Raw genomic sequence first — 19,465 nt, forward strand, 5'->3', positions numbered from 1 at the left:
GCATTCGCAGACAAAGGGTTCCCCTGCCGCACCACTTGGAGGGCGTACCGTGCACCGCCGGCACAACGGGCTCAGGACCGCAGTACTCCTCGGGGGACTGTCCGCACTCATCATCGTCATCGGCAGCTTCTTCGGGCGTACGGGCCTGATCGTCGCGGTCCTCGTCGCGCTCGGCACGAACGCGTACGCCTACTGGAACAGCGACAAACTGGCACTACGCGCGATGCGCGCGCGCCCGGTGAGCGAGTTCGAGGCCCCCGCGCTGTACCGCATGGTCCGAGAGCTCTCCAACCAGGCCCGACAGCCCATGCCCCGCCTCTACATCTCGCCGACGGAAGCGCCGAACGCGTTTGCGACCGGCCGCAACCCACGCAACGCGGCCGTGTGCTGCACCGAAGGCATCCTCCGGCTTCTCGACGAGCGCGAGCTGCGCGGCGTCATCGGGCATGAGCTGAGCCACGTGTACAACCGCGACATCCTGATTTCGTCGGTCGCCGGCGCCCTCGCCTCGGTGATCATGTTCCTGGTGAACTTCGCCTGGCTGATCCCGGTCGGCCGCTCGGACGACGACGACGGCCCCGGAATCCTCGGCCTGCTGCTGATCATGATCCTGGGCCCCCTCGCCGCGTCCCTCATCCAGCTCGCCATCAGCCGCTCCAGGGAGTACGAGGCGGACGCGTCCGGCGCACAGCTGACCGGCGACCCCCTCGCACTCGCGAGCGCCCTGGGCAAGCTGGAGGCGGGCACCAAGCAGCTCCCGCTGCCGCCCGAGCCACGGATCGAGACGGCGAGCCACATGATGATCGCGAATCCCTTCCGTCCGGGCCAGGGCATCTCCAAGATGTTCTCCACGCACCCGCCGATGGCGGAGCGCATCGCCCGGCTAGAGCAGATGGCAGGTCGTCACCGATGAAGACAATCCTGAACGTCATTTGGCTCGTCCTGAGCGGCTTCTGGCTGTTCCTCGGCTACCTGCTCGCGGGCCTCCTGCTGTGCATCACCATCATCGGCATCCCCTTCGGCATCGCCGCCTTCCGTATCGGCGTCTACGCGCTGTGGCCCTTCGGCTATACGACGGTCGAGCGCCGTGACGCGGGCGCGCCGTCCTGCGTCGGCAACGTCCTGTGGCTGATCCTGGCGGGCTGGTGGCTGGCCCTCGCCCACATCGCCACGGGCATCGCCCTGTGCCTCACGATCATCGGCATTCCGTTCGGCATCGCGAACTTCAAGCTCATCCCGGTCTCACTGCTCCCGCTGGGCCGCGAAATCGTGCGTACGGACCAGGCGTTCGCGGCGCGCTGACGTACGGGCCGGGCCGGACCGTAGCCGGGTGAGGTTGCCGAGGGACACATCGACGTGTGCCTGCCATGAGCACGCCTGCCATGAGCCCGCCCAGGGTTGTCCACAGGCCGCCCGATTGTCAGTGGCGGCCTGCATCATGAACCCATGACCGAGAACGAGCAGTTGCTGGACAGGGTGGCGGAGCAGGCCCGCAACACCCGCCCGTGGGGCTGGCCTTCTCTCCCGGAGCCCGTCGAGGAGGTCACGCTCGCCCGCGCCGAGGCGGCTCTGGGTTTCCCCCTGCCGCCGCTGCTCGCCGCGCTGTACCTGCGGATTGGGGACGGCGGATTCGGCCCGGAGTATGGCCTGTTGCCCCTGTTCGACAGCCCGCCGGCCGGCGAGCCGGCCGCCGTCGCGCAGTACCTCGCGAACCGGGAGAGCGGGCGTAAGGACCCCGACTGGTCCTGGCCCGAGGGCGTCCTGCCGATATCCCACTGGGGCTGCGGGATGTACGCGTGCGTGGACTGTCGCACCTCGCAGGGTGCGGTCCTGCTCTACGAGCCGAATGCCGATGACGCCGACCACGCCTGGTACGTGGACGCCCCCGGCCTCGCGCAGTGGCTGCGGGCGTGGCTCGACGGCACGGGATGGTACGAGGAGTCCAGCGAAGGGGCGGACCTGGCGCCTTGGCCGGACTTCTCGATACGCACGGGTGCTCTGCGGGTGTCGTAGGGAGCGCGCTCCGGCAGCGCTCTGCTCGGCCCACGGTCCGGGGCGCGTCCGTGGAACGTTGCAACCGGCGGCCGTCGCCGAGGCGTCCTCCCTGACAGCTACGCACGAAAGCACGCAAGAGCGAGCGCGACTCGCAGTATCAAGCGGCGCCAACGCATGAGCACAGCCTGGCCGGAGCATGAGCACAGCACAGGCACAGCGCGGAAGGGCAGGTTCACGGCATGGGCATTGTCAGCTGGATCATTCTGGGGCTGTTGGCAGGCGCCATCGCCAAGTTCCTGCTGCCGGGCAAGGACCCCGGCGGCTTCATCGGTACGACTCTCATCGGCGTCGCGGGTGCCTTCATCGGCGGCTGGATATCCGCCCGCTGGCTGGACCACCCGATCGCCAAGCACTTCTACGACGGAGCCACCTGGGCGGCCGCGATCGGCGGCTCGCTCGTGCTGCTGATCATCTACCGCATCCTGTTCGGAGACTCACGCCGCTGAACCCATCCCTGAAGCCGCAGCCAGCAGCAGGGAAGGGTGGGCACCCCGCGCTCCGGGGTGCCCACCCTTCCTCGTACGGTCACCTGGTCGCCGAGGGCCTACCGGTAGTTCACGAACTGCAGTGCGAAGTCGAAGTCCTGGCCCTTCAGGAGAGCGATCACGGCCTGCAGGTCGTCGCGGCTCTTGGAGCTGACGCGCAGCTCGTCGCCCTGGACCTGCGCCTTGACGCCCTTCGGGCCCTCGTCGCGGATGATCTTCGCCACCTTCTTCGCGTTCTCCTGGGAGATGCCCTCCTCGATCGACGCGAAGATCTTGTACTCCTTGCCGGACAGCTGCGGCTCACCGGCGTCCAGTGCCTTCAGGGAGATCCCGCGCTTGATCAGCTTGGACTGGAAGACGTCGAGGACGGCGTTCACCCGGTCCTCGGAGTTGGCCTGCATCAGGATCTTGTCGCCGGACCAGGCGATCGAGGCGCCGACGTTCTTGAAGTCGTAGCGCTGCGAGATCTCCTTGGCGGCCTGGTTGAGGGCGTTGTCGACCTCCTGCCGCTCGACCTTCGAGACGATGTCGAAACTGGAGTCGGCCATGTCCTGTGGCTCCTTGTATCGGGTTGGATCGGGGTGCGTATAGGCGTGCGGGCGCGCGGCCGCCTGGCCCGGCTTCGATCCCGGGCCGCATCCGCATAAGCCTAGCCACCCGCTCCCCTCAGGGCGCCGATCTATCGGGTGGCGAAGCACCCCCGTGCATCAGGTATTGTTTACGTCGTTGCCAGGGAGCACCGCCGAAAGGTGGCCTTCAAGGCAGCAAACCCCGGCGGTGTGCCCGAGCGGCCAAAGGGAGCAGACTGTAAATCTGCCGGCTCAGCCTTCCCAGGTTCGAATCCTGGCGCCGCCACACTGGGGAAGACCCCCTCCTCTCTGCGGAAACGCAGAGAGGAGGGGGTCTCTTCGTGTCCGAGGACGATCCCAGAGGGACCGCAGACCGCCGACTCGGTGCCAGACCCCCGCGCCCAGCCATGAGCGGTGTCACGCCGGGTCGCACCGGATCAACGCCGCGGTCATGTACACCGCCACCGCCGCCACCAGCGGTTTCCCGTGGTTGCCGGTCCAACCACGGCATCCATGGGCACCATCACCGGGCAAGCCGCGCCAGCCACTGTTGCTGGTGTCACTGTGGGCGGTGACGTCACGGCGGCTACCGCTGCTGGTGGTCACTGTGGTCGGTGAAGTCGCGCCGGCCACTGTCACCGCCGGAATCGGCGGCACCAAAGAGCCCGTGGTGGGCGGCACCACGGGCTGGCTCGTACGCTGAGGTCATGTCGTCGCGCCGCAGGAATTGTCCCGAGTGCCGTCGGGAAATCGCCGTCGTCGCGGGGCGGTTCGCGCGGCACGACCCGGCGGGGGCGCGGAGCAGCGGGACACTCGTCTCGTGCCCCGGGTCCCGCCGGCTCGCGGACGCCGACGCCACGCAGCCCACCCTCGACGGGTACGTCGTACCGGAGTTCCCCGGTCAGCTCCCCCTCTTCTGAGCCCGACGCGTCGTCAGGAGGGCCGTACGTCCGCTCTGTTCACCAGGCCCTTCGTGTGGAAGGGGTACGGCACTAACACCGGCACCGGCGCCTCGCTCAGTTCCCTGCCACCGACTTCACCGCCACGGACACCGGGGTCGAACCGCTGATCAGCTCCAGGGTCAGGCCTGCCGTCGCGGGCGTGTCCACGAGTTCCGCGAGGACCGCCGCCACGTCGTCGCGCGGGATCGAGCCGCGGCCGGTGTGTGCCTCCAGGCGGACCAGGCCCTTGCCGGCGTCGCTCGTCAGCGAGCCGGGGCGCAGGATCGTCCAGTCCAGGGACTTGTGCGCGCGTACGTACGCGTCGGCCTCGCCCTTTGCCCGCAGGTACACGTCGAACACCTCGTCGCCCGGGTGCTCCGGGTCCGCGCCCATCGACGAGACGACCAGGAAACGGCCTACCCCCGCCCGTTCCGACGCGTCCGCGAACTTGATCGCCGCGTCCCGGTCCACCGTGTACTTGCGGTCCGCGCCGCTGCCCGGACCCGCTCCCGCCGCGAAGACGGCCGCGTCGGCTCCCTCCAGGTGCGCGGAGACCTCCTCGACCGACGCCGACTCCAGGTCGCACACGATCGGTTCGGCGCCCGCAGCCCGCAGATCGTCGGCCTGTTCCGCGCGGCGGATGATCCCCGCGACCTCGTCACCGCGCGCGGCGAGCAGCCGTTCCAGCCGCAGCGCGATCTGACCATGACCACCAGCGATGACAATGCGCATGTTTCCGACCGTACGCCCGGACGGACGCCTTTGCCGCACGACTTCACGCACGGCTCGGTTCTCACCGCCTCCGCAGACGCCTCCGCCGCCTCACAGCGCCCCTGCGGATCGGCATACGGCTCCGCAGCGGCTCCGCCGCCCGTCGTCCCCCCGTACGGTTCCTCAGTCCCGTCGTCACTACGGCTGGACCCGGCCCTGCCGGGGCAGGTCCAGCACCCCCGCCGCCGAGTTGCAGTACTCCCGCACCGCGCTCGTGCGAGCCACCACGCGCCCCCGGTGCACCACGATGCGGCTGTACGCGAGCGACAGCGCGCCCGCCAGTCGGTCGCCCCGCACGGCGAGCAGTTCCCCGGGGAAGCCCGCCTCCACGCGCACCTCCGGCAGGCCGAGGGCGGCGCGGGCGGACGCGCTCACCGTGTCGTACGCGTCCTCGGGGCGCAGCCCGTACCGCGACGCCAGCAGGTACGCCGCTTCCAGCGGGTCTCCCCGCCCCACGGGATTCGCCACGTCCCTCAGTGCCCCGCTGCCCGCCGCGACCCGCACCCCGGCCGACCGCAGCAGCCGTACCGGAGCCGTGTCGCGCCGCTCGACGCCGGCGCAACCTCCCTGCGGCAGACAGACCACCGTCACTCCGGCGGCGGCGAGTTGGTCGGCGGCACGGGCCGACGCCGTCGCCGGGAGACGTCCGAGCCCGCCACACGGGCCCAGCGTCACCCCGGGGCGCAGCCCGCCCGCCATCGCCGCGAGCCGGGCGAGGCGCGCGGGATCGTCGGCGTCCGTGTGAAGGTCGACCGGGCAGCCGAACTCGGATGCCAGTTCGAGGACCGCCTCCGTGTAGCCGGTCGGATCGGGGTCCGTATCCGGGCAGCCGCCCACAACGGTCGCGCCCATCTTCACCGCGTCGCGCAGTATCGCGAGCCCGTCCGCCCCGGCGGCCCCGGTCAGCACCCGCGGCATCGCCACCACTGCCAGCTCGGCGAGCCCGCACAGTGAACGCCCCGCCGTCAGCACCGCCTCCAGCACCTCCAGGCCCTGTACATCGCCGATGTGCACGTGCGAGCGCAGGGCCGTCGCGCCGTGCCCGAGCTGGAGCAGCGCGGCCTCGGTGGTGCGGCGCTGGACCTCCTCGGGGTCGTACGACACCGGTCCGTCGCCGTCCGCGGTCAGGGCTGTGTCGCCGTGTGCGTGCGGCTCGACCGGGGCCGGCAGGAGCAGATAGCCGCCGAGGTCCACACGGGCGCCGGCGGTGCCCGTCGCCAGGCTCCCGACGGTGCCGACGGCCTCGATGCGCCCGCCGCCCAGCCGCACGTCCACGATCCGGCCGTCGGTGAGCCGCGCCCCGCACAGCAGCAGGCCGCTCGAATCGGCCGGTCCCGACGACGAGGACGAGGAATGGGGCGGCTGCGATCGGCTGTCGGGCATCGCGCTCCTGGGGCTCGGGGCGTCTGCGCACGCGTGGGCAAGATGCGTGGAGCGCCTACCGAATTCGGTAGGTGGGCAAGATCACGCAGAGTGAGTCGAGCCTAGGACGACGACCCGGCAGGGGCGGGGAGGAGCGCAATAGTCGTACCGGTGGTGTGGTGCTGTCCGGGCCCCGAGGCGACCAGGGCGGCCACTGCGGGGCAAGGTGCTGCCGGTGCTGGGGTGGCTCAAGAGAGGCCTGTCGCCTCCAGCCTGTCGAGTGGCTCTGGAGGCCACCGGGGAACCGTGGGGAGCCGTCGGAAACAGGCCGGGGCGGGTGCCGAGGAACGGATTTGGGCGAACGGCGGGCGACCGTGTAATGTCTTCATCGCTCGCCCCAATAGCTCAGTCGGCAGAGCGTCTCCATGGTAAGGAGAAGGTCTACGGTTCGATTCCGTATTGGGGCTCTGGTGTGAGAGGTTCCCGCCGCGAGGCGGGACCCGATCGCATCACAGCGGTGTAGCTCAGTCGGTAGAGCAAGCGGCTCATAATCGCTGTGTCACCGGTTCAAGTCCGGTCACCGCTACTGACAGTAGCCGATTGCGGGGTCGGTCCTTCGATCGGCTACTCTTTCTTGCGTTAATTCAATCTATCCGTTCGTCAAGGAGCACTCACGTGGCTGCCACCGACGTCCGCCCGAAGATCACGCTGGCCTGCGTGGAGTGCAAGGAGCGGAACTACATCACCAAGAAGAACCGGCGTAACAACCCGGACCGTCTTGAGATGAAGAAGCACTGCCCGCGTTGCAACGCGCACACCGCGCACCGCGAGACGCGATAAATCAGGCTCTTAGCGAGGCCGCCCCCAGCACCCAGGGGGGCGGCCTCGCTGCGTTACGGCGGCCGGGGTCCGTCCGGTCCGTCACACCGGCCCGACCGAGAGCCCGTCGCCGCAAGGGCGTCGACGGCCTCCGCAAGGCCAAACCCGCTGAACAACCAGGAGGTGCCGAGCCCATGGCGCTCGACCAGTCCTTCGTGGGGCGGTCCTACCCGCCCACCGACCCCTACGAGGTCGGCCGGGAGAAGATCCGCGAGTTCGCGGAGGCGACCGGAGACACCAACCCGGCCTACACGGACCCGGAGGCCGCCAAGGAACTCGGTCACCCGGATGTGATCGCCCCGCCAACCTTCGTCTTCGCGATCACCTTCAAGGCCGCGGGCCAGGTCGTCCAGGACCCCCAGCTCGGCCTGGACTACAGCCGGGTGGTGCACGGCGACCAGAAGTTCGTCTACAACCGTCCGGTCCGTGCCGGCGACCGGCTGAGCGTCACCTCGACCATCGAGTCGATCAAGTCCCTGGCCGGCAACGACGTTCTCGACATCCGCGGTGAGGTCCACGACGAGGCCGGTGAGCACGTGGTGACCGCCTGGACCAAGCTCGTGGCCCGGGCGCCGGAAGAGGAGGCATGACGCGGATGACCGCGAAGATCGCTTACGACGCCGTCGAGGTCGGCACCGAACTGCCGGCGCAGAGCTTCCCCGTCACCCGCGCCACGCTCGTGCAGTACGCGGGCGCCTCCGGCGACTTCAACCCGATCCACTGGAACGAGAAGTTCGCCAAGGAGGTCGGCCTGCCGGACGTGATCGCGCACGGCATGTTCACCATGGCCGAGGCGATCCGCGTGGTGACCGACTGGGTGGGCGACCCGGGTGCGGTCGTCGAGTACGGCGTCCGCTTCACCAAGCCCGTGGTCGTACCCAACGACGACCAGGGCGCCCTCATCGAGGTCAGCGCCAAGGTCGCCGCCAAGCTCGACGACCGGACCGTCCGTGTCGACCTCACGGCGACGAGCGCCGGGCAGAAGGTGCTGGGCATGTCACGCGCGGTCGTACGGCTGGCCTGACCAGGACTTTGTAAGGGGCGCCCGCTAGTGCGGGCGCCCCTTACGCGTGCTCCCAAGCCTTACGCGTGCTCCCAAGGCCTCACCGACTCCCTCCGGCACGCGCGGGTGCGGCTCCGGCCACGGCGGCGGGGCAGCACACGCGCGTACCGGGGCTGTCGGTGCCGTCTCGTAGTCTTGGGCGCGTGCAGGAACTCCACGACGCCCCGCTCGCCCCGCTGACCACCTTCCGGCTGGGCGGCCCCGCGACCCGCCTGATCACCGCCACCACCGACGCCGAGGTGATCGACGCCGTCCGGGAGGCCGACGACGCCGGCACGCCGCTGCTGCTGATCGGCGGCGGATCCAACCTGGTCATCGGGGACAAGGGCTTCGACGGCACCGCCCTGCGCATCGCGACGAAGGGTTTCTCCCTCGACGGTACGAAGCTGGAGCTGGCCGCCGGCGAGGTGTGGACCGACGCCGTCGCCCGCACCGTCGAGGCCGGGCTCGCCGGTATCGAGTGCCTGGCCGGAATCCCCGGCTCCGCAGGCGCGACCCCGATCCAGAACGTCGGCGCGTACGGCCAGGAGGTCTCCTCGACGATCACCGAAGTGATCGCATACGACCGCAGGACGCGCGAGACGGTCACGATCCCGAACGCCGAGTGCGCGTTCTCGTACCGCCACAGCCGCTTCAAGGCCGACCCCGAGCGCTATGTCGTCCTGCGGGTCCGCTTCGACCTGGAGGACGCGCAGGGGCTCTCCGCCCCCATCAAGTACGCCGAGACGGCCCGCGCCCTCGGCGTCGAGCCCGGCGACCGCGTACCGCTGGCCGCCGCCCGCGAGACCGTCCTGAAGCTGCGCACGGGCAAGGGCATGGTCCTGGATCCGGAGGACCACGACACCTGGTCAGCGGGCTCCTTCTTCACCAACCCGATCCTCACGCACGAGGAGTTCGCCGCGTTCCACGCGCGCGTGAAGGAGCGGCTGGGCGAGGAGGCCGTGCCGCCCGCGTACCCGGCGGGCGACGACCACACCAAGACCTCCGCGGCCTGGCTGATCGACAAGGCGGGCTTCACCAAGGGCTACGGCACCGGTCCCGCCCGCATCTCCACCAAGCACACCCTGGCCCTCACCAACCGCGGTGAGGCCACCACCGAGGACCTGCTCGTCCTGGCCCGTGAGGTCGTGGCCGGGGTACGGGACGCCTTCGGGATCACACTGGTGAACGAGCCGGTGACGGTGGGCGTGAGCCTGTAGAAGGCCCGGTCGCCTGCTCCCGGTCCGCCTGCGCCCGGGCGGCCGCCGCGCGAAATCTCCGTTGCCCGCAGACCCGGGCGACCGCGACCCTGGGGTCATGAGGTACTCCGAGTGCGCCTGAGACTGCGGGTATTCCGGCCCAGCACCGGCCCCCGTGAGCACCGGGTCGTCCAGCCCTGGCAGCCCCTGCGCCACACCTCCCTGCGCGGCCCTAACCCGATCGGGCTGCTGCTGGGCGACCATGACGGGCTGAACCGGCTCGCGGGGCTGTTCTCCTTCGCGGCCTACTCCCGCCACACGATCGTTCACGTGCCGCTGCGCGACGGAATCCCGCCCGACGAGGGCTGGGGCGAGCCGGTCGACCTCGTCCTGGCCCACCACACGTACGGCCTGCGCCCCAGCAAGTGGCCCGAGCTGCGCCGGAAGCTGCGGCAAGGCACTCCACTGACCGTCCGCACCGACGAGGCGCGTACCGGCAGGGACGCCGCGTCCTGGCGCGCGCGGTGGGAACGGGCGGACTTCCGGGACGAGCTGCGGCACACCACCCATGCCCGCACGTTCTTTCTGTTCGGCAGCCGGGACGTCTTCGCCGAGACCGCCACGTATTTCGCCCACGCGGCGGGCTGGGGGCCGTACCAGAAGCGCGTTGCCGAAGGGCACTCGGCGCTGATGGCGTCGCTCCCGTCGCTGATCCAGCCGCCCGGCGGCGGACACCCCCTCGAGCTGTTGATCTGCTTCAAGCCTTATCCGCCCTACGCCCACTTCAAGCGGCCGGGCCGCTGAGCCAGTCGTCGACCCCCGACAACAGCTTCGCCTTCACGTCCTCCGGCGCCGCCGACCCCCGTACCGACTGCCGGGCCAGTTCCGCCAGCTCCGCGTCCGTGAAGCCGTGGTGGTTGCGAGCGATCTCGTACTGGGCCGCCAGCCGGGAGCCGAACAGCAGCGGGTCGTCGGCGCCCAGCGCCATCGGGACGCCCGCCTCGAACAGAGTTCGCAGGGGGACGTCCTCGGGCTTCTCGTAGACGCCGAGCGCCACATTCGACGCGGGACACACCTCGCACGTCACGCCCCGGTCCGCGAGACGCTTCAGCAGGCGCGGGTCCTCCGCCGCGCGCACCCCGTGCCCGACCCGGCTCGCATGCAGGTCGTCCAGGCAGTCCCGCACCGAGGAGGGGCCGGTCAGCTCGCCACCGTGGGGGGCCGACAGCAGGCCGCCGTCCCGGGCAATGGCGAACGCGCGGTCGAAGTCCCTCGCCATGCCCCGGCGCTCGTCGTTCGAGAGGCCGAAGCCGACCACGCCGCGGTCCGCGTACCGCACGGCCAGTCGGGCCAGGGTGCGTGCGTCCAGGGGATGCTTCATACGGTTCGCGGCGACCAGGACACGCATTCCGAGGCCCGTCTCCCGCATGGCCGTCTCCACGGCGTCCAGGATGATCTCCAGGGCCGGGATCAGACCGCCCAGGCGCGGCGCGTACGACGTCGGGTCGACCTGGATCTCCAGCCAGCCCGAGCCCTCCTTGATGTCCTCCTCAGCGGCCTCCCGAACCAGCCGCTGGATGTCCTCCGGCTCCCTGAGGCACGAGCGCGCCGCGTCGTACAGCCGCTGGAAGCGGAACCAGCCCCGCTCGTCCGTGGCGCGCAGCTTCGGCGGCTCTCCGCTGACCAGCGCCTCGGTCAGCGCGTCGGGCAGCCGTACGCCGTACCTGTCGGCCAGTTCCAGCAGGGTCGTGGGCCGCATCGAGCCGGTGAAGTGCAGGTGCAGATGGGCTTTCGGCAGTTCAGAGACATCACGTACACGCTCCATTCCCAGATCCTGCCGTACGTCTGTGTCGTCCCGGTAGCCGATTCCCCGAACGTGGTCTTGCTCGCACAAACGTAAGGCGCCCCCACCTAGGAACGTTCCCAGGTGAGGGCGCCTGCGGAGACGTCAGTCCCGCGCCTCCGCCAGCAGCTTCTGGATCCGGCTCACGCCCTCGACCAGGTCCTCGTCACCGAGGGCGTACGAAAGCCGCAGGTAGCCGGGGGTGCCGAAGGCCTCGCCCGGGACGACCGCGACCTCGGCCTCCTCCAGGATCAGCGCGGCCAGCTCCACGCTGTTCTGCGGGCGCTTGCCGCGGATCTCCTTGCCGATCAGCGCCTTCACCGAGGGGTACGCGTAGAACGCGCCCTCCGGCTCCGGGCAGACCACGCCGTCGATCTCGTTCAGCATCCGCACGATCGTCTTGCGGCGCCGGTCGAAGGCTTCGCGCATCTTCGCGACGGCGGTCAGGTCACCCGAGACGGCCGCGAGCGCCGCCACCTGTGCGACGTTCGACACATTGGACGTGGCGTGCGACTGCAGGTTCGTCGCGGCCTTCACCACGTCCTTCGGACCGATGATCCACCCGACGCGCCAGCCCGTCATGGCGTAGGTCTTCGCCACACCGTTGACCACGATGCACTTGTCGCGCAGCTCGGGCAGGAGCGCGGGCAGCGACACCGAGGTCGCGTCCCCGTACACCAGGTGCTCATAGATCTCGTCCGTGAGCACCCACAGGCCGTGCTCGACCGCCCAGCGGCCGATCGCCTCGGTCTCCGCCTCGCTGTAGACCGCGCCGGTGGGGTTCGAGGGGGAGACGAACAGGAGGACCTTCGTCTTCTCGGTGCGGGCCGCCTCCAGCTGCTCGACGGAGACGCGGTAGCCGGTCGTCTCGTCGGCGACGACCTCCACCGGGACACCGCCGGCCAGTCGGATCGACTCCGGGTACGTCGTCCAGTACGGCGCCGGAACGATCACTTCGTCGCCCGGGTCGAGGATCGCGGCGAAGGCCTCGTAGATGGCTTGCTTGCCGCCGTTGGTGACCAGGACCTGGGAGGCGTCCACCTCGTAGCCGGAGTCGCGCAGCGTCTTCGCGGCGATCGCGGTCTTCAGCTCCGGCAGACCGCCGGCCGGGGTGTAGCGGTGGTACTTCGGGTTCTTGCAGGCCTCGATGGCCGCCTCGACGATGTAGTCCGGCGTCGGGAAGTCGGGCTCACCGGCGCCGAAGCCGATCACCGGGCGCCCGGCGGCCTTGAGGGCCTTGGCCTTGGCGTCCACGGCGAGGGTGGCGGACTCGGAGATCGCGCCGATTCGGGCGGAGACCCGGCGCTCGGTGGGAGGGGTTGCAGCGCTCATGGGAACCATCGTTTCAGATCGGAAACGCCCACGGCATGCGGGTTTCACGGACTGGGCACGAGTCGGTCGGCCATCGGACACACGTCCGGATCCGGGCTGCCGCCTGGCTGATCTTGTGCGGCCAAAACCCGTACGGGCACTTTCTGTTCGACGACCGGCCGCGGACCACGTACACTCTCACCTCGTTGGCCTCCAGCGGCGGCGATCGAGCGGGTGCACACCGAGCACCCGGCCGGATGCGGTACGTTGGGGCTACACACCAAAGGGTCGTAGCTCAATTGGTAGAGCACTGGTCTCCAAAACCAGCGGTTGGGGGTTCAAGTCCCTCCGGCCCTGCTACACACTCCCCACCAGGAAGTGTGCGCACAGTACGTACGTATTGCACCGCCGTGCGGCTCCACCGGGCGCGGCACGGCCACGACCCGGGAATCAGGTGAGGACGAGTGACGGACGCCGTGGGCTCCATCGACATGCCTGACGCCCAGGATGAGCTGCAGGAGTCGAAGAAGAAGACCCGCAAGGGTGGCAAGCGAGCCAAGAAGGGCCCGCTCAAGCGCCTTGCCCTCTTCTACCGCCAGATCATCGCGGAGCTCCGCAAGGTCGTCTGGCCGACGCGGAACCAGCTGACGACGTACACCACTGTGGTGATCGTCTTCGTCGTCATCATGATCGCTCTGGTGACCGTGATTGACTATGGGCTCAACCACGCAGCCAAGTACGTCTTCGGCTGAGCCGAGAGCGAAGGACGCCGAGGTATCCGGCGTCCCTTTTCGCATGTTCCACCCCTATGTATCCAGGAAGAAGCAGCCACCGTGTCTGACCCGAACCTGAACGACGCCATCGAGCCGGACGAGTCCGTGGATGACGAGCTCGACATCGTCGAGGGCGCGGACGAGGTGGACGAGTTCGAGGCTGCCGAAGCCGAGGCGGGGGAGCCGGCCGAGGAGGCCGCCGTACACGTCGAGGACGAGGACGAGGTCGCCGAGGAGGAGACCGAGCCCGTCGACCCCGTCGAGGCCCTGCGCGAGGAGCTGCGTTCCCTGCCCGGCGAGTGGTACGTGATCCACACGTACGCCGGTTACGAGAACCGCGTGAAGACCAACCTGGAGCAGCGCGCCGTCTCGCTGAACGTCGAGGACTACATCTTCCAGGCCGAGGTGCCGCAGGAAGAGGTCGTCCAGATCAAGAACGGCGACCGCAAGACCATCCGCCAGAACAAGCTCCCCGGCTACGTGCTGGTGCGCATGGACCTGACGAACGAGTCCTGGGGTGTCGTCCGCAACACCCCCGGCGTCACCGGCTTCGTGGGCAACGCCTACGACCCGTACCCGCTGACCCTGGACGAGATCGTCAAGATGCTCGCCCCGGAGGCCGAGGAGAAGGCCGCTCGCGAGGCCGCCGAGGCCGAGGGCAAGCCGGCTCCGCAGCGCAAGGTCGAGGTCCAGGTGCTGGACTTCGAGGTCGGCGACTCGGTCACCGTCACCGACGGCCCGTTCGCCACGCTCCAGGCGACCATCAACGAGATCAACCCCGACTCGAAGAAGGTCAAGGGCCTCGTGGAGATCTTCGGCCGCGAGACGCCGGTCGAGCTCTCCTTCGACCAGATCCAGAAGAACTGAGGTTCTTCGGACCACCACTTCCCGAGCAGGTCAGCCAGGCTTCGTAGCCTGTCTGACCTGCTGGGTTTTTGGCCGCGCATGGATACCCGTTATCGTTGTGCGGTATGCCTCCTTCTGGATCATTGACGTGGTCGGAGGCAGCCAGCCCAGGTCCGGGGCCAATCGGGCCGAGGAAGGCGACAGAGAGAAGGACCCGGAGAAATGCCTCCCAAGAAGAAGAAGGTCACGGGGCTCATCAAGCTCCAGATCCAGGCCGGCGCCGCCAACCCGGCTCCGCCGGTCGGCCCCGCGCTGGGTCAGCACGGCGTCAACATCATGGAGTTCTGCAAGGCCTACAACGCCGCGACCGAGTCGCAGCGTGGCTGGGTCATCCCGGTGGAGATCACGGTCTACGAGGACCGTTCCTTCACCTTCGTGACCAAGACTCCGCCGGCCGCCAAGATGATCCTCAAGGCCGCGGGCATCGAGAAGGGCTCCGGCGAGCCGCACAAGACCAAGGTCGCCAAGATCACCGAGGCGCAGGTCCGCGAGATCGCCCAGACGAAGATGCCCGACCTCAACGCCAACGACCTGGACGCCGCGGCGAAGATCATCGCCGGCACCGCGCGTTCCATGGGCGTCACGGTCGAGGGCTGAACCCCACTTCGTTGAATCTGCGGCTGCCAGCGATACGTAGCCGCACGTGGCAGGGCCTGCTCGGCCCGTACCACGACTCCTTTCAGAACACACAGGAGCAGTTGTGAGCAAGCGCAGCAAGGCTCTCCGCGCTGCGGACGCCAAGGTCGACCGGGAGAAGCTGTACGCCCCGCTCGAGGCCGTCCGTCTCGCCAAGGAGACCTCCACGACCAAGTTCGACGGCACCGTCGAGGTCGCCTTCCGTCTGGGTGTCGACCCGCGCAAGGCCGACCAGATGGTCCGTGGCACCGTGAACCTCCCGCACGGCACCGGTAAGACCGCCCGGGTCCTGGTCTTCGCGACCGGTGACCGTGCCGAGGCCGCACTCGCCGCGGGTGCCGACATCGTCGGCTCCGACGAGCTCATCGACGAGGTGTCGAAGGGTCGTCTGGACTTCGACGCCGTCGTCGCCACCCCGGACCTCATGGGCAAGGTCGGCCGCCTGGGCCGTGTCCTCGGCCCGCGTGGTCTGATGCCGAACCCGAAGACCGGCACCGTGACCCCGGACGTGGCCAAGGCCGTGACCGAGATCAAGGGCGGCAAGATCGAGTTCCGCGTCGACAAGCACTCGAACCTGCACTTCATCATCGGCAAGACGTCCTTCGAGGACGACAAGCTGGTGGAGAACTACGGTGCGGCCCTGGAGGAGATCCTCCGTCTGAAGCCGTCCGCCGCCAAGGGTCGTTACATCAAGAAGGCCGCGGTCAGCACCACCATGGGCCCCGGCATCCCGGTCGACCCGAACCGCACCCGCAACCTCCTCGTCGAGGAGGACCCGGCCGCCGTCTGAACCTGACGGCAGCCGCGGGCACGCGTAGCTGACGACGGGCCCCGCACCCTTCCTGGGTGCGGGGCCCGTTGGCGTTTCGTACGAGACCCGTGGCACATGCCGTTTCGCGGGAGGCACGTGCCGTTTTCCCCGCCCCGGAGTTAGCGTGAAGATCACGGAGCGCACAAGGGGGGACCGGATGAGGGACAGGATCGTGCGGCGCGGGATCCTCCCGATCGCGGCGATCGCCGCGCTGTTCGCCGTGGGGGCGTGCGGCTTCTCCGGCGGCGGTGACTCCCACAAGGGCTCCGCGGTGCCCTCCGGTGGCCGCGCGGGGCGCGTCGAGCCCCGGTCGGTGACCGCGCTGCGCGCCGTCGAGAAGGCGACCGCCGGAGCCGGCTCCGCGCGGATCGAGTCCGTGACGGACATGGGCGGGATGCTGTCCCTGAAGACGGACGGCGCCCTGGGCTGGTCGCGCGCCCCGGTCGGCACCCTCCGCATCACCTACACCGGCGGCCGACTCGCCGAGACCATGCGCAAGCTGAACAGCACGTCCATGGAGGCCCGGCTGCTGCCCGACGCCTACTACGCGAAGGTCGGTGCCACGTTCGCCCGCCGGCTGCACGGCAGGCACTGGATCAGGTACGTGTACGACGACCTGGCGGCCCTCCCGGGCGGCTCGGGGGCCCAACTGTCGGACCAGCTGCGCAACACCGCCCCGCTCCAGCCGGTGAGGCTGCTGCTGGCCTCCGGGGACGTGCGCAGGGTCGGCGAGGAGACGGTGCGCGGCCGGCACGCCACGCACTACTCGGGCACGGTCATGACGGCGGCCCTCACCGGCGAGGACGTCGCCGGGCTCAAGGAGCAGCTGGAGCAGGCCGGGGTCACTGCGGAGACCGTCGACATCTGGGTCGACGACCACAACCTGTTGATCAAGAAGACCGAGCGGGGCGAGCTGTCGTCGGGGCGGATGTCCTCGACCGCGTACTACCGCGACTACGGAGTGCAGGTCCCGGCCACCGAGCCCCCGGCGGCGGACACCGCCGACTTCAAGGAACTGATGAGCACACAGGGCTCGTAGGGTGCCGTGGCCGCCTCGGTCTCACGGTGGTCCGGGCCCATGGCCGTCCGGCCTCGTGGCGGTCCGGGCCCATGGCCGTCCAGCCTCACGGCGGTCCGGGCTTCACGGTGGTCCGGGCCTTGTGGAGGTCTGGGCCTCATGGCCGCTCCCGGTGGCCGCTCCGGGCCTCACGGCCGGCCGGGCCTCATGGCCGCCCCGGCCCTCGCGGCGGTCTGGGTCTCGCGGCCGTCCGGCCTCACGGTCGCTCTGGGTCTCAGGTCGGTCTGGCTCTCAGGGCGGTCCGGGCCTCGCGGCGCTCCGGCCCTCACGGCGCTCCGGCCCTCGCGGCGGTCCGGGCCTCACGGCCGCCCCGGCCCTCACGGCCATCCGGGCCTACAGTCATCTGGGCCTACAGCCATCTGGGCCTACAGCCGTCCGCGCCTGACGGCCGTCCGGGCCTACAGCCGTCCGCGCCTGACGGCCATCCGGTCCTACGACCGTCCGGTCCCACGGCCGTCCCGGCCACACAGAAATCACGCGCCTCCGACGCCCCGTCAGGATAGGCTCGCCGTCTTGCTGTGAATCGACCATGTGTTCCTTGGGGGGAAACATGAGGGTTGCTGTGCGTGGTGCGGTGGAGCGTGGGGCGGCGGGCGCGGCGCTTGTCGCCCTGGTCCTCGGCGGCGGAGCCGTCGCCTGTTCGAAGGGCACCGCGGAGGAGTCGCCGCGGATGACGCCCGCCGCGGCCGTGGCCAAGGCGGCGAAGAACACCGAGAAGATCACGTCTCTCCATTACCGGATGACCGGCACGGTCCCCGGCGCGGGCCAGGTCAAGGGCGAGGCCCGGATGTCCATGAAGCCGCTCGCCATGAGCATGAAAATGACGGCCGAGAAGCAGGGCACCGACTCGGTCGAGATCCGGCTCGTCGACAAGGCGATGTACATCAACGGAGGCGCCGAGGCCGCCAAGGAGCTGGACGGCAAGATCTGGATGAAGTTCGATCTGGCCGCCATGGGCATGGACAAGCAGCTGAACACGAACCAGTTCGGCGGCGGTCAGGCCGACCAGAACCCGGCCCAGGAGTCCACGTTCCTCACCGGCTCCAAGCATGTGACGAAGGTCGGCACCGAGACGGTCGACGGCGTGAAGACGACGCACTACAAGGGCGATGTCACCCTCGAGGACATGCGTGCCTCCCTCAAGAACCTGGACAAGGCCACCCGCGAGCAGCGCGAGAAGAGCCTCGACCGGTTCGAGAAGATGGGCGCCGACAAGATGACCATGGACATGTGGATCGACGGCAGCGACCACACCAAGCAGTTCCGGATGCGGGGCGAGGCCGGCAAGGGCCCGCTCGACATGACCATCACCTTCCTCGACTTCAACAAGCCGGTGACGGTGACGGCCCCGGCCGCCAAGGACACGGCCGACCTTGCCGACATAATGAAGCAGGCCCAGCAGGGCTGAGCCCCGGGGAGCGGATTTGCTTGACGGCGATCCGTTCCCGTACTCTCCTACAGAAGCCAAAGACCGCTGGTCGTTGCCGTGTGCTCGGATGAGGGCGCGGTGGCCGAAGGATCCGCTGAACTGCGGACGACCCGCGCAGGTGACAGTGGAAGAACTCCCGGAGTATGTGCGTACGCCGCATGTACAGCCGGTCGAGTCCGCCCCGTGCGCCTGCGCCGGGGCGTTTCGTTTTCCCCAGCCCCTTCCGAGCGGTCCTCATCACCCGGAAGGAGGCCGACGCTCTATGGCAAGGCCCGACAAGGCTGCCGCGGTAGCCGAGCTCGCGGAGCAGTTCCGCAGCTCGAACGCCGCCGTGCTGACCGAGTACCGGGGTCTCACCGTGGCGCAGCTCAAGAACCTGCGCCGTTCGCTCGGTGAGAACGCCCAGTACGCCGTGGTGAAGAACACGCTGACCAAGATTGCGGCCAACGAGGCCGGGATCACTACGCTCGACGACCTGTTCAACGGTCCGACGGCGGTCGCCTTCGTCACCGGTGACCCGGTGGAGTCGGCGAAGGGTCTTCGTGACTTCGCCAAGGAGAACCCGAACCTCGTCATCAAGGGCGGTGTCCTTGAAGGCAAGGCGCTCTCCGCCGACGAGATCAAGAAGCTTGCGGACCTCGAGTCCCGCGAGGTTCTGCTCGCCAAGCTGGCGGGTGCCTTCAAGGGCAAGCAGACGCAGACTGCTCAGCTCTTCCAGGCGCTTCCCTCGAAGCTCGTCCGCACCGTGGACGCCCTTCGTGCCAAGCAGGCCGAGCAGGGCGGTGCCGAGTAATTCGGCTCGCGAAATGACCGCCGCCTGAGGCGACGGTCGTAGCGGGCCGAACGTACGCCCGCCATACATGTACATCCGGCACCAGCCGAATTAGTGGAAGGATCGCCCATCATGGCGAAGCTCAGCCAGGAAGACCTGCTCGCGCAGTTCGAGGAGATGACCCTCATCGAGCTCTCCGAGTTCGTGAAGGCGTTCGAGGAGAAGTTCGACGTCACCGCCGCCGCCGCGGTCGCCGTTGCCGGCCCCGCCGTCCCCGGCGCCCCGGCCGAGGCCGAGGAGGAGAAGGACGAGTTCGACGTCATCCTCACCGGCGCCGGCGACAAGAAGATCCAGGTCATCAAGGTCGTGCGCGAGCTGACCTCCCTCGGCCTGAAGGAGGCCAAGGACCTGGTCGACGGCACCCCGAAGCCGGTCCTGGAGAAGGTCAACAAGGAGGCCGCGGACAAGGCCGCCGAGGCCCTCAAGGGCGCCGGCGCCTCCGTCGAGGTCAAGTAAGACCTCCTCGGGTCCGCACGGGACTCATGGGGCCGTACGGGGCTTTGCTCCGTACGGCCCCTCTCGCGGCCGCCGGTCGCAGCTCGT

At 69.3% G+C, this 19,465-nt stretch carries 24 protein-coding genes and 4 tRNA genes; 23 read left to right on the top strand and 5 right to left on the bottom strand.

Translation table 11 applies throughout. From position 1 onward, the window contains the following. Positions 1-49 precede the first annotated feature (49 nt). The 4 genes from htpX to Q2K21_RS03095 all read left to right on the top strand — a co-directional run bounded on the left by htpX (position 50) and on the right by Q2K21_RS03095 (position 2,501). A complete protein-coding gene (gene htpX, locus Q2K21_RS03080; protein WP_310763875.1) occupies positions 50-913 on the top strand; it encodes a zinc metalloprotease HtpX in 864 nt (287 codons plus the stop codon). After that, a complete protein-coding gene (locus Q2K21_RS03085) occupies positions 910-1,302 on the top strand; it encodes a YccF domain-containing protein (protein ID WP_310763876.1) in 393 nt (130 codons plus the stop codon). The genes htpX and Q2K21_RS03085 overlap by 4 nt, the downstream gene beginning before the upstream one ends. Before the next feature lie 144 nt (positions 1,303-1,446). Beyond that, positions 1,447-2,013 carry an SMI1/KNR4 family protein gene (locus Q2K21_RS03090; RefSeq protein ID WP_310763877.1) on the top strand — a complete coding sequence of 189 codons (567 nt, stop codon included), beginning with the start codon at positions 1,447-1,449 and terminating at the stop codon, positions 2,011-2,013. Positions 2,014-2,234: 221 nt separating this feature from the next. Next, positions 2,235-2,501 carry a GlsB/YeaQ/YmgE family stress response membrane protein gene (locus Q2K21_RS03095; RefSeq protein ID WP_310763878.1) on the top strand — a complete coding sequence of 89 codons (267 nt, stop codon included), beginning with the start codon at positions 2,235-2,237 and terminating at the stop codon, positions 2,499-2,501. Between the two features lie 98 nt (positions 2,502-2,599). On the opposite strand, the gene Q2K21_RS03100 is transcribed toward Q2K21_RS03095, so the two are convergent. Next, entirely contained in the window at positions 2,600-3,088 is a 489-nt protein-coding gene (locus Q2K21_RS03100; protein ID WP_310763880.1) for a YajQ family cyclic di-GMP-binding protein, read from the bottom strand. Positions 3,089-3,313: 225 nt separating this feature from the next. Between Q2K21_RS03100 and Q2K21_RS03105 the strand changes: the two genes are divergently transcribed. The 3 genes from Q2K21_RS03105 to Q2K21_RS03115 all read left to right on the top strand — a co-directional run bounded on the left by Q2K21_RS03105 (position 3,314) and on the right by Q2K21_RS03115 (position 4,029). Continuing rightward, positions 3,314-3,395 (top strand) — tRNA-Tyr (locus Q2K21_RS03105). Between the two features lie 165 nt (positions 3,396-3,560). Next, entirely contained in the window at positions 3,561-3,812 is a 252-nt protein-coding gene (locus Q2K21_RS03110) for a hypothetical protein (RefSeq protein ID WP_310763882.1), read from the top strand. A 4-nt stretch (positions 3,813-3,816) separates the two neighbouring features. Beyond that, entirely contained in the window at positions 3,817-4,029 is a 213-nt protein-coding gene (locus Q2K21_RS03115) for a hypothetical protein (RefSeq protein WP_310763885.1), read from the top strand. Positions 4,030-4,125: 96 nt separating this feature from the next. Here Q2K21_RS03115 and Q2K21_RS03120 read toward each other — a convergent pair whose 3' ends face one another. Together Q2K21_RS03120 and Q2K21_RS03125 are read right to left on the bottom strand one after the other, a co-directional pair. Next, positions 4,126-4,782 carry an SDR family oxidoreductase gene (locus tag Q2K21_RS03120; RefSeq protein ID WP_310763897.1) on the bottom strand — a complete coding sequence of 219 codons (657 nt, stop codon included), beginning with the start codon at positions 4,780-4,782 and terminating at the stop codon, positions 4,126-4,128. A 177-nt stretch (positions 4,783-4,959) separates the two neighbouring features. Next, complete coding sequence (locus Q2K21_RS03125; RefSeq protein WP_310763899.1) at positions 4,960-6,204, bottom strand: amidohydrolase family protein; 1,245 nt, start codon at positions 6,202-6,204, stop codon at positions 4,960-4,962. Positions 6,205-6,577: 373 nt separating this feature from the next. Between Q2K21_RS03125 and Q2K21_RS03130 the strand changes: the two genes are divergently transcribed. From Q2K21_RS03130 to Q2K21_RS03160, 7 genes are all read left to right on the top strand, one after another. Continuing rightward, positions 6,578-6,650, top strand: a tRNA-Thr gene (locus Q2K21_RS03130). A 46-nt stretch (positions 6,651-6,696) separates the two neighbouring features. After that, a tRNA-Met gene (locus tag Q2K21_RS03135) sits at positions 6,697-6,769 on the top strand. A gap of 89 nt (positions 6,770-6,858) precedes the next feature. Beyond that, positions 6,859-7,023: a 50S ribosomal protein L33 gene (gene rpmG / locus Q2K21_RS03140; protein WP_003948671.1), complete on the top strand. Its 165-nt coding sequence runs from the start codon at positions 6,859-6,861 to the stop codon at positions 7,021-7,023. 173 nt (positions 7,024-7,196) lie between these two features. Then, positions 7,197-7,652: a MaoC family dehydratase N-terminal domain-containing protein gene (locus tag Q2K21_RS03145; protein ID WP_310764110.1), complete on the top strand. Its 456-nt coding sequence runs from the start codon at positions 7,197-7,199 to the stop codon at positions 7,650-7,652. Between the two features lie 5 nt (positions 7,653-7,657). Next, positions 7,658-8,086 carry a MaoC family dehydratase gene (locus Q2K21_RS03150; RefSeq protein ID WP_310780565.1) on the top strand — a complete coding sequence of 143 codons (429 nt, stop codon included), beginning with the start codon at positions 7,658-7,660 and terminating at the stop codon, positions 8,084-8,086. Positions 8,087-8,268: 182 nt separating this feature from the next. Next, positions 8,269-9,324 (top strand): UDP-N-acetylmuramate dehydrogenase, encoded by a 1,056-nt coding sequence (locus Q2K21_RS03155; protein ID WP_310764112.1) that lies wholly within the window; start codon positions 8,269-8,271, stop codon positions 9,322-9,324. Positions 9,325-9,435: 111 nt separating this feature from the next. Continuing rightward, positions 9,436-10,107 (top strand): hypothetical protein, encoded by a 672-nt coding sequence (locus Q2K21_RS03160; RefSeq protein ID WP_310764114.1) that lies wholly within the window; start codon positions 9,436-9,438, stop codon positions 10,105-10,107. On the opposite strand, the gene Q2K21_RS03165 is transcribed toward Q2K21_RS03160, so the two are convergent. After that, entirely contained in the window at positions 10,088-11,128 is a 1,041-nt protein-coding gene (locus Q2K21_RS03165) for an adenosine deaminase (protein ID WP_310764116.1), read from the bottom strand. The genes Q2K21_RS03160 and Q2K21_RS03165 overlap by 20 nt on opposite strands. A 123-nt stretch (positions 11,129-11,251) precedes the next feature. Continuing rightward, positions 11,252-12,478: a pyridoxal phosphate-dependent aminotransferase gene (locus Q2K21_RS03170; protein WP_310764118.1), complete on the bottom strand. Its 1,227-nt coding sequence runs from the start codon at positions 12,476-12,478 to the stop codon at positions 11,252-11,254. A 263-nt stretch (positions 12,479-12,741) separates the two neighbouring features. Here Q2K21_RS03170 and Q2K21_RS03175 point away from each other — a divergent pair. From Q2K21_RS03175 to rplL, 9 genes are all read left to right on the top strand, one after another. Further along, positions 12,742-12,814 (top strand) — tRNA-Trp (locus tag Q2K21_RS03175). 107 nt (positions 12,815-12,921) lie between these two features. Then, the gene (gene secE / locus Q2K21_RS03180; RefSeq protein ID WP_310764119.1) at positions 12,922-13,209 is read left to right on the top strand and encodes a preprotein translocase subunit SecE; all 288 of its coding nucleotides are present in this window, start codon (positions 12,922-12,924) and stop codon (positions 13,207-13,209) included. 81 nt (positions 13,210-13,290) lie between these two features. Next, positions 13,291-14,097, top strand: a complete 807-nt coding sequence (gene nusG / locus Q2K21_RS03185; protein ID WP_310764121.1) for a transcription termination/antitermination protein NusG — start codon at positions 13,291-13,293, stop codon at positions 14,095-14,097. A gap of 201 nt (positions 14,098-14,298) precedes the next feature. Then, positions 14,299-14,733: a 50S ribosomal protein L11 gene (rplK, locus tag Q2K21_RS03190; protein WP_023547415.1), complete on the top strand. Its 435-nt coding sequence runs from the start codon at positions 14,299-14,301 to the stop codon at positions 14,731-14,733. Positions 14,734-14,836: 103 nt separating this feature from the next. Further along, entirely contained in the window at positions 14,837-15,562 is a 726-nt protein-coding gene (gene rplA, locus Q2K21_RS03195) for a 50S ribosomal protein L1 (RefSeq protein ID WP_310764125.1), read from the top strand. 178 nt (positions 15,563-15,740) lie between these two features. After that, positions 15,741-16,622 carry an SCO4651 family lipoprotein gene (locus tag Q2K21_RS03200; protein WP_310764128.1) on the top strand — a complete coding sequence of 294 codons (882 nt, stop codon included), beginning with the start codon at positions 15,741-15,743 and terminating at the stop codon, positions 16,620-16,622. 589 nt (positions 16,623-17,211) lie between these two features. Next, positions 17,212-18,069, top strand: a complete 858-nt coding sequence (locus tag Q2K21_RS03205; RefSeq protein ID WP_310764130.1) for an SCO4651 family lipoprotein — start codon at positions 17,212-17,214, stop codon at positions 18,067-18,069. A gap of 283 nt (positions 18,070-18,352) precedes the next feature. Further along, positions 18,353-18,883 carry a 50S ribosomal protein L10 gene (rplJ, locus tag Q2K21_RS03210; protein WP_310764132.1) on the top strand — a complete coding sequence of 177 codons (531 nt, stop codon included), beginning with the start codon at positions 18,353-18,355 and terminating at the stop codon, positions 18,881-18,883. Positions 18,884-18,994: 111 nt separating this feature from the next. After that, positions 18,995-19,378: a 50S ribosomal protein L7/L12 gene (rplL, locus tag Q2K21_RS03215; protein ID WP_310764134.1), complete on the top strand. Its 384-nt coding sequence runs from the start codon at positions 18,995-18,997 to the stop codon at positions 19,376-19,378. Positions 19,379-19,465: the final 87 nt, after the last annotated feature.

Source organism: Streptomyces sp. CGMCC 4.7035 (assembly GCF_031583065.1).
In the GTDB taxonomy this organism is placed as follows: domain Bacteria; phylum Actinomycetota; class Actinomycetes; order Streptomycetales; family Streptomycetaceae; genus Streptomyces; species Streptomyces yaanensis.

Excerpts from the sequence above, each read along its gene's own strand:
- Q2K21_RS03085 (WP_310763876.1), top strand. The coding sequence starts at position 910 with ATGAAGACAATCCTGAACGTCATTTGGCTCGTCCTGAGCGGCTTCTGG.
- Q2K21_RS03090 (WP_310763877.1), top strand. The coding sequence starts at position 1,447 with ATGACCGAGAACGAGCAGTTGCTGGACAGGGTGGCGGAGCAGGCCCGC.
- Q2K21_RS03095 (WP_310763878.1), top strand. The coding sequence starts at position 2,235 with ATGGGCATTGTCAGCTGGATCATTCTGGGGCTGTTGGCAGGCGCCATC.
- Q2K21_RS03100 (WP_310763880.1), bottom strand. The coding sequence starts at position 3,088 with ATGGCCGACTCCAGTTTCGACATCGTCTCGAAGGTCGAGCGGCAGGAG.
- Q2K21_RS03110 (WP_310763882.1), top strand. The coding sequence starts at position 3,561 with ATGTACACCGCCACCGCCGCCACCAGCGGTTTCCCGTGGTTGCCGGTC.
- Q2K21_RS03115 (WP_310763885.1), top strand. The coding sequence starts at position 3,817 with ATGTCGTCGCGCCGCAGGAATTGTCCCGAGTGCCGTCGGGAAATCGCC.
- Q2K21_RS03120 (WP_310763897.1), bottom strand. The coding sequence starts at position 4,782 with ATGCGCATTGTCATCGCTGGTGGTCATGGTCAGATCGCGCTGCGGCTG.
- Q2K21_RS03125 (WP_310763899.1), bottom strand. The coding sequence starts at position 6,204 with ATGCCCGACAGCCGATCGCAGCCGCCCCATTCCTCGTCCTCGTCGTCG.
- Q2K21_RS03145 (WP_310764110.1), top strand. The coding sequence starts at position 7,197 with ATGGCGCTCGACCAGTCCTTCGTGGGGCGGTCCTACCCGCCCACCGAC.
- Q2K21_RS03150 (WP_310780565.1), top strand. The coding sequence starts at position 7,658 with ATGACCGCGAAGATCGCTTACGACGCCGTCGAGGTCGGCACCGAACTG.
- Q2K21_RS03165 (WP_310764116.1), bottom strand. The coding sequence starts at position 11,128 with ATGGAGCGTGTACGTGATGTCTCTGAACTGCCGAAAGCCCATCTGCAC.
- Q2K21_RS03170 (WP_310764118.1), bottom strand. The coding sequence starts at position 12,478 with ATGAGCGCTGCAACCCCTCCCACCGAGCGCCGGGTCTCCGCCCGAATC.
- rplK (WP_023547415.1), top strand. The coding sequence starts at position 14,299 with ATGCCTCCCAAGAAGAAGAAGGTCACGGGGCTCATCAAGCTCCAGATC.
- Q2K21_RS03200 (WP_310764128.1), top strand. The coding sequence starts at position 15,741 with ATGAGGGACAGGATCGTGCGGCGCGGGATCCTCCCGATCGCGGCGATC.
- Q2K21_RS03205 (WP_310764130.1), top strand. The coding sequence starts at position 17,212 with ATGAGGGTTGCTGTGCGTGGTGCGGTGGAGCGTGGGGCGGCGGGCGCG.
- rplJ (WP_310764132.1), top strand. The coding sequence starts at position 18,353 with ATGGCAAGGCCCGACAAGGCTGCCGCGGTAGCCGAGCTCGCGGAGCAG.
- rplL (WP_310764134.1), top strand. The coding sequence starts at position 18,995 with ATGGCGAAGCTCAGCCAGGAAGACCTGCTCGCGCAGTTCGAGGAGATG.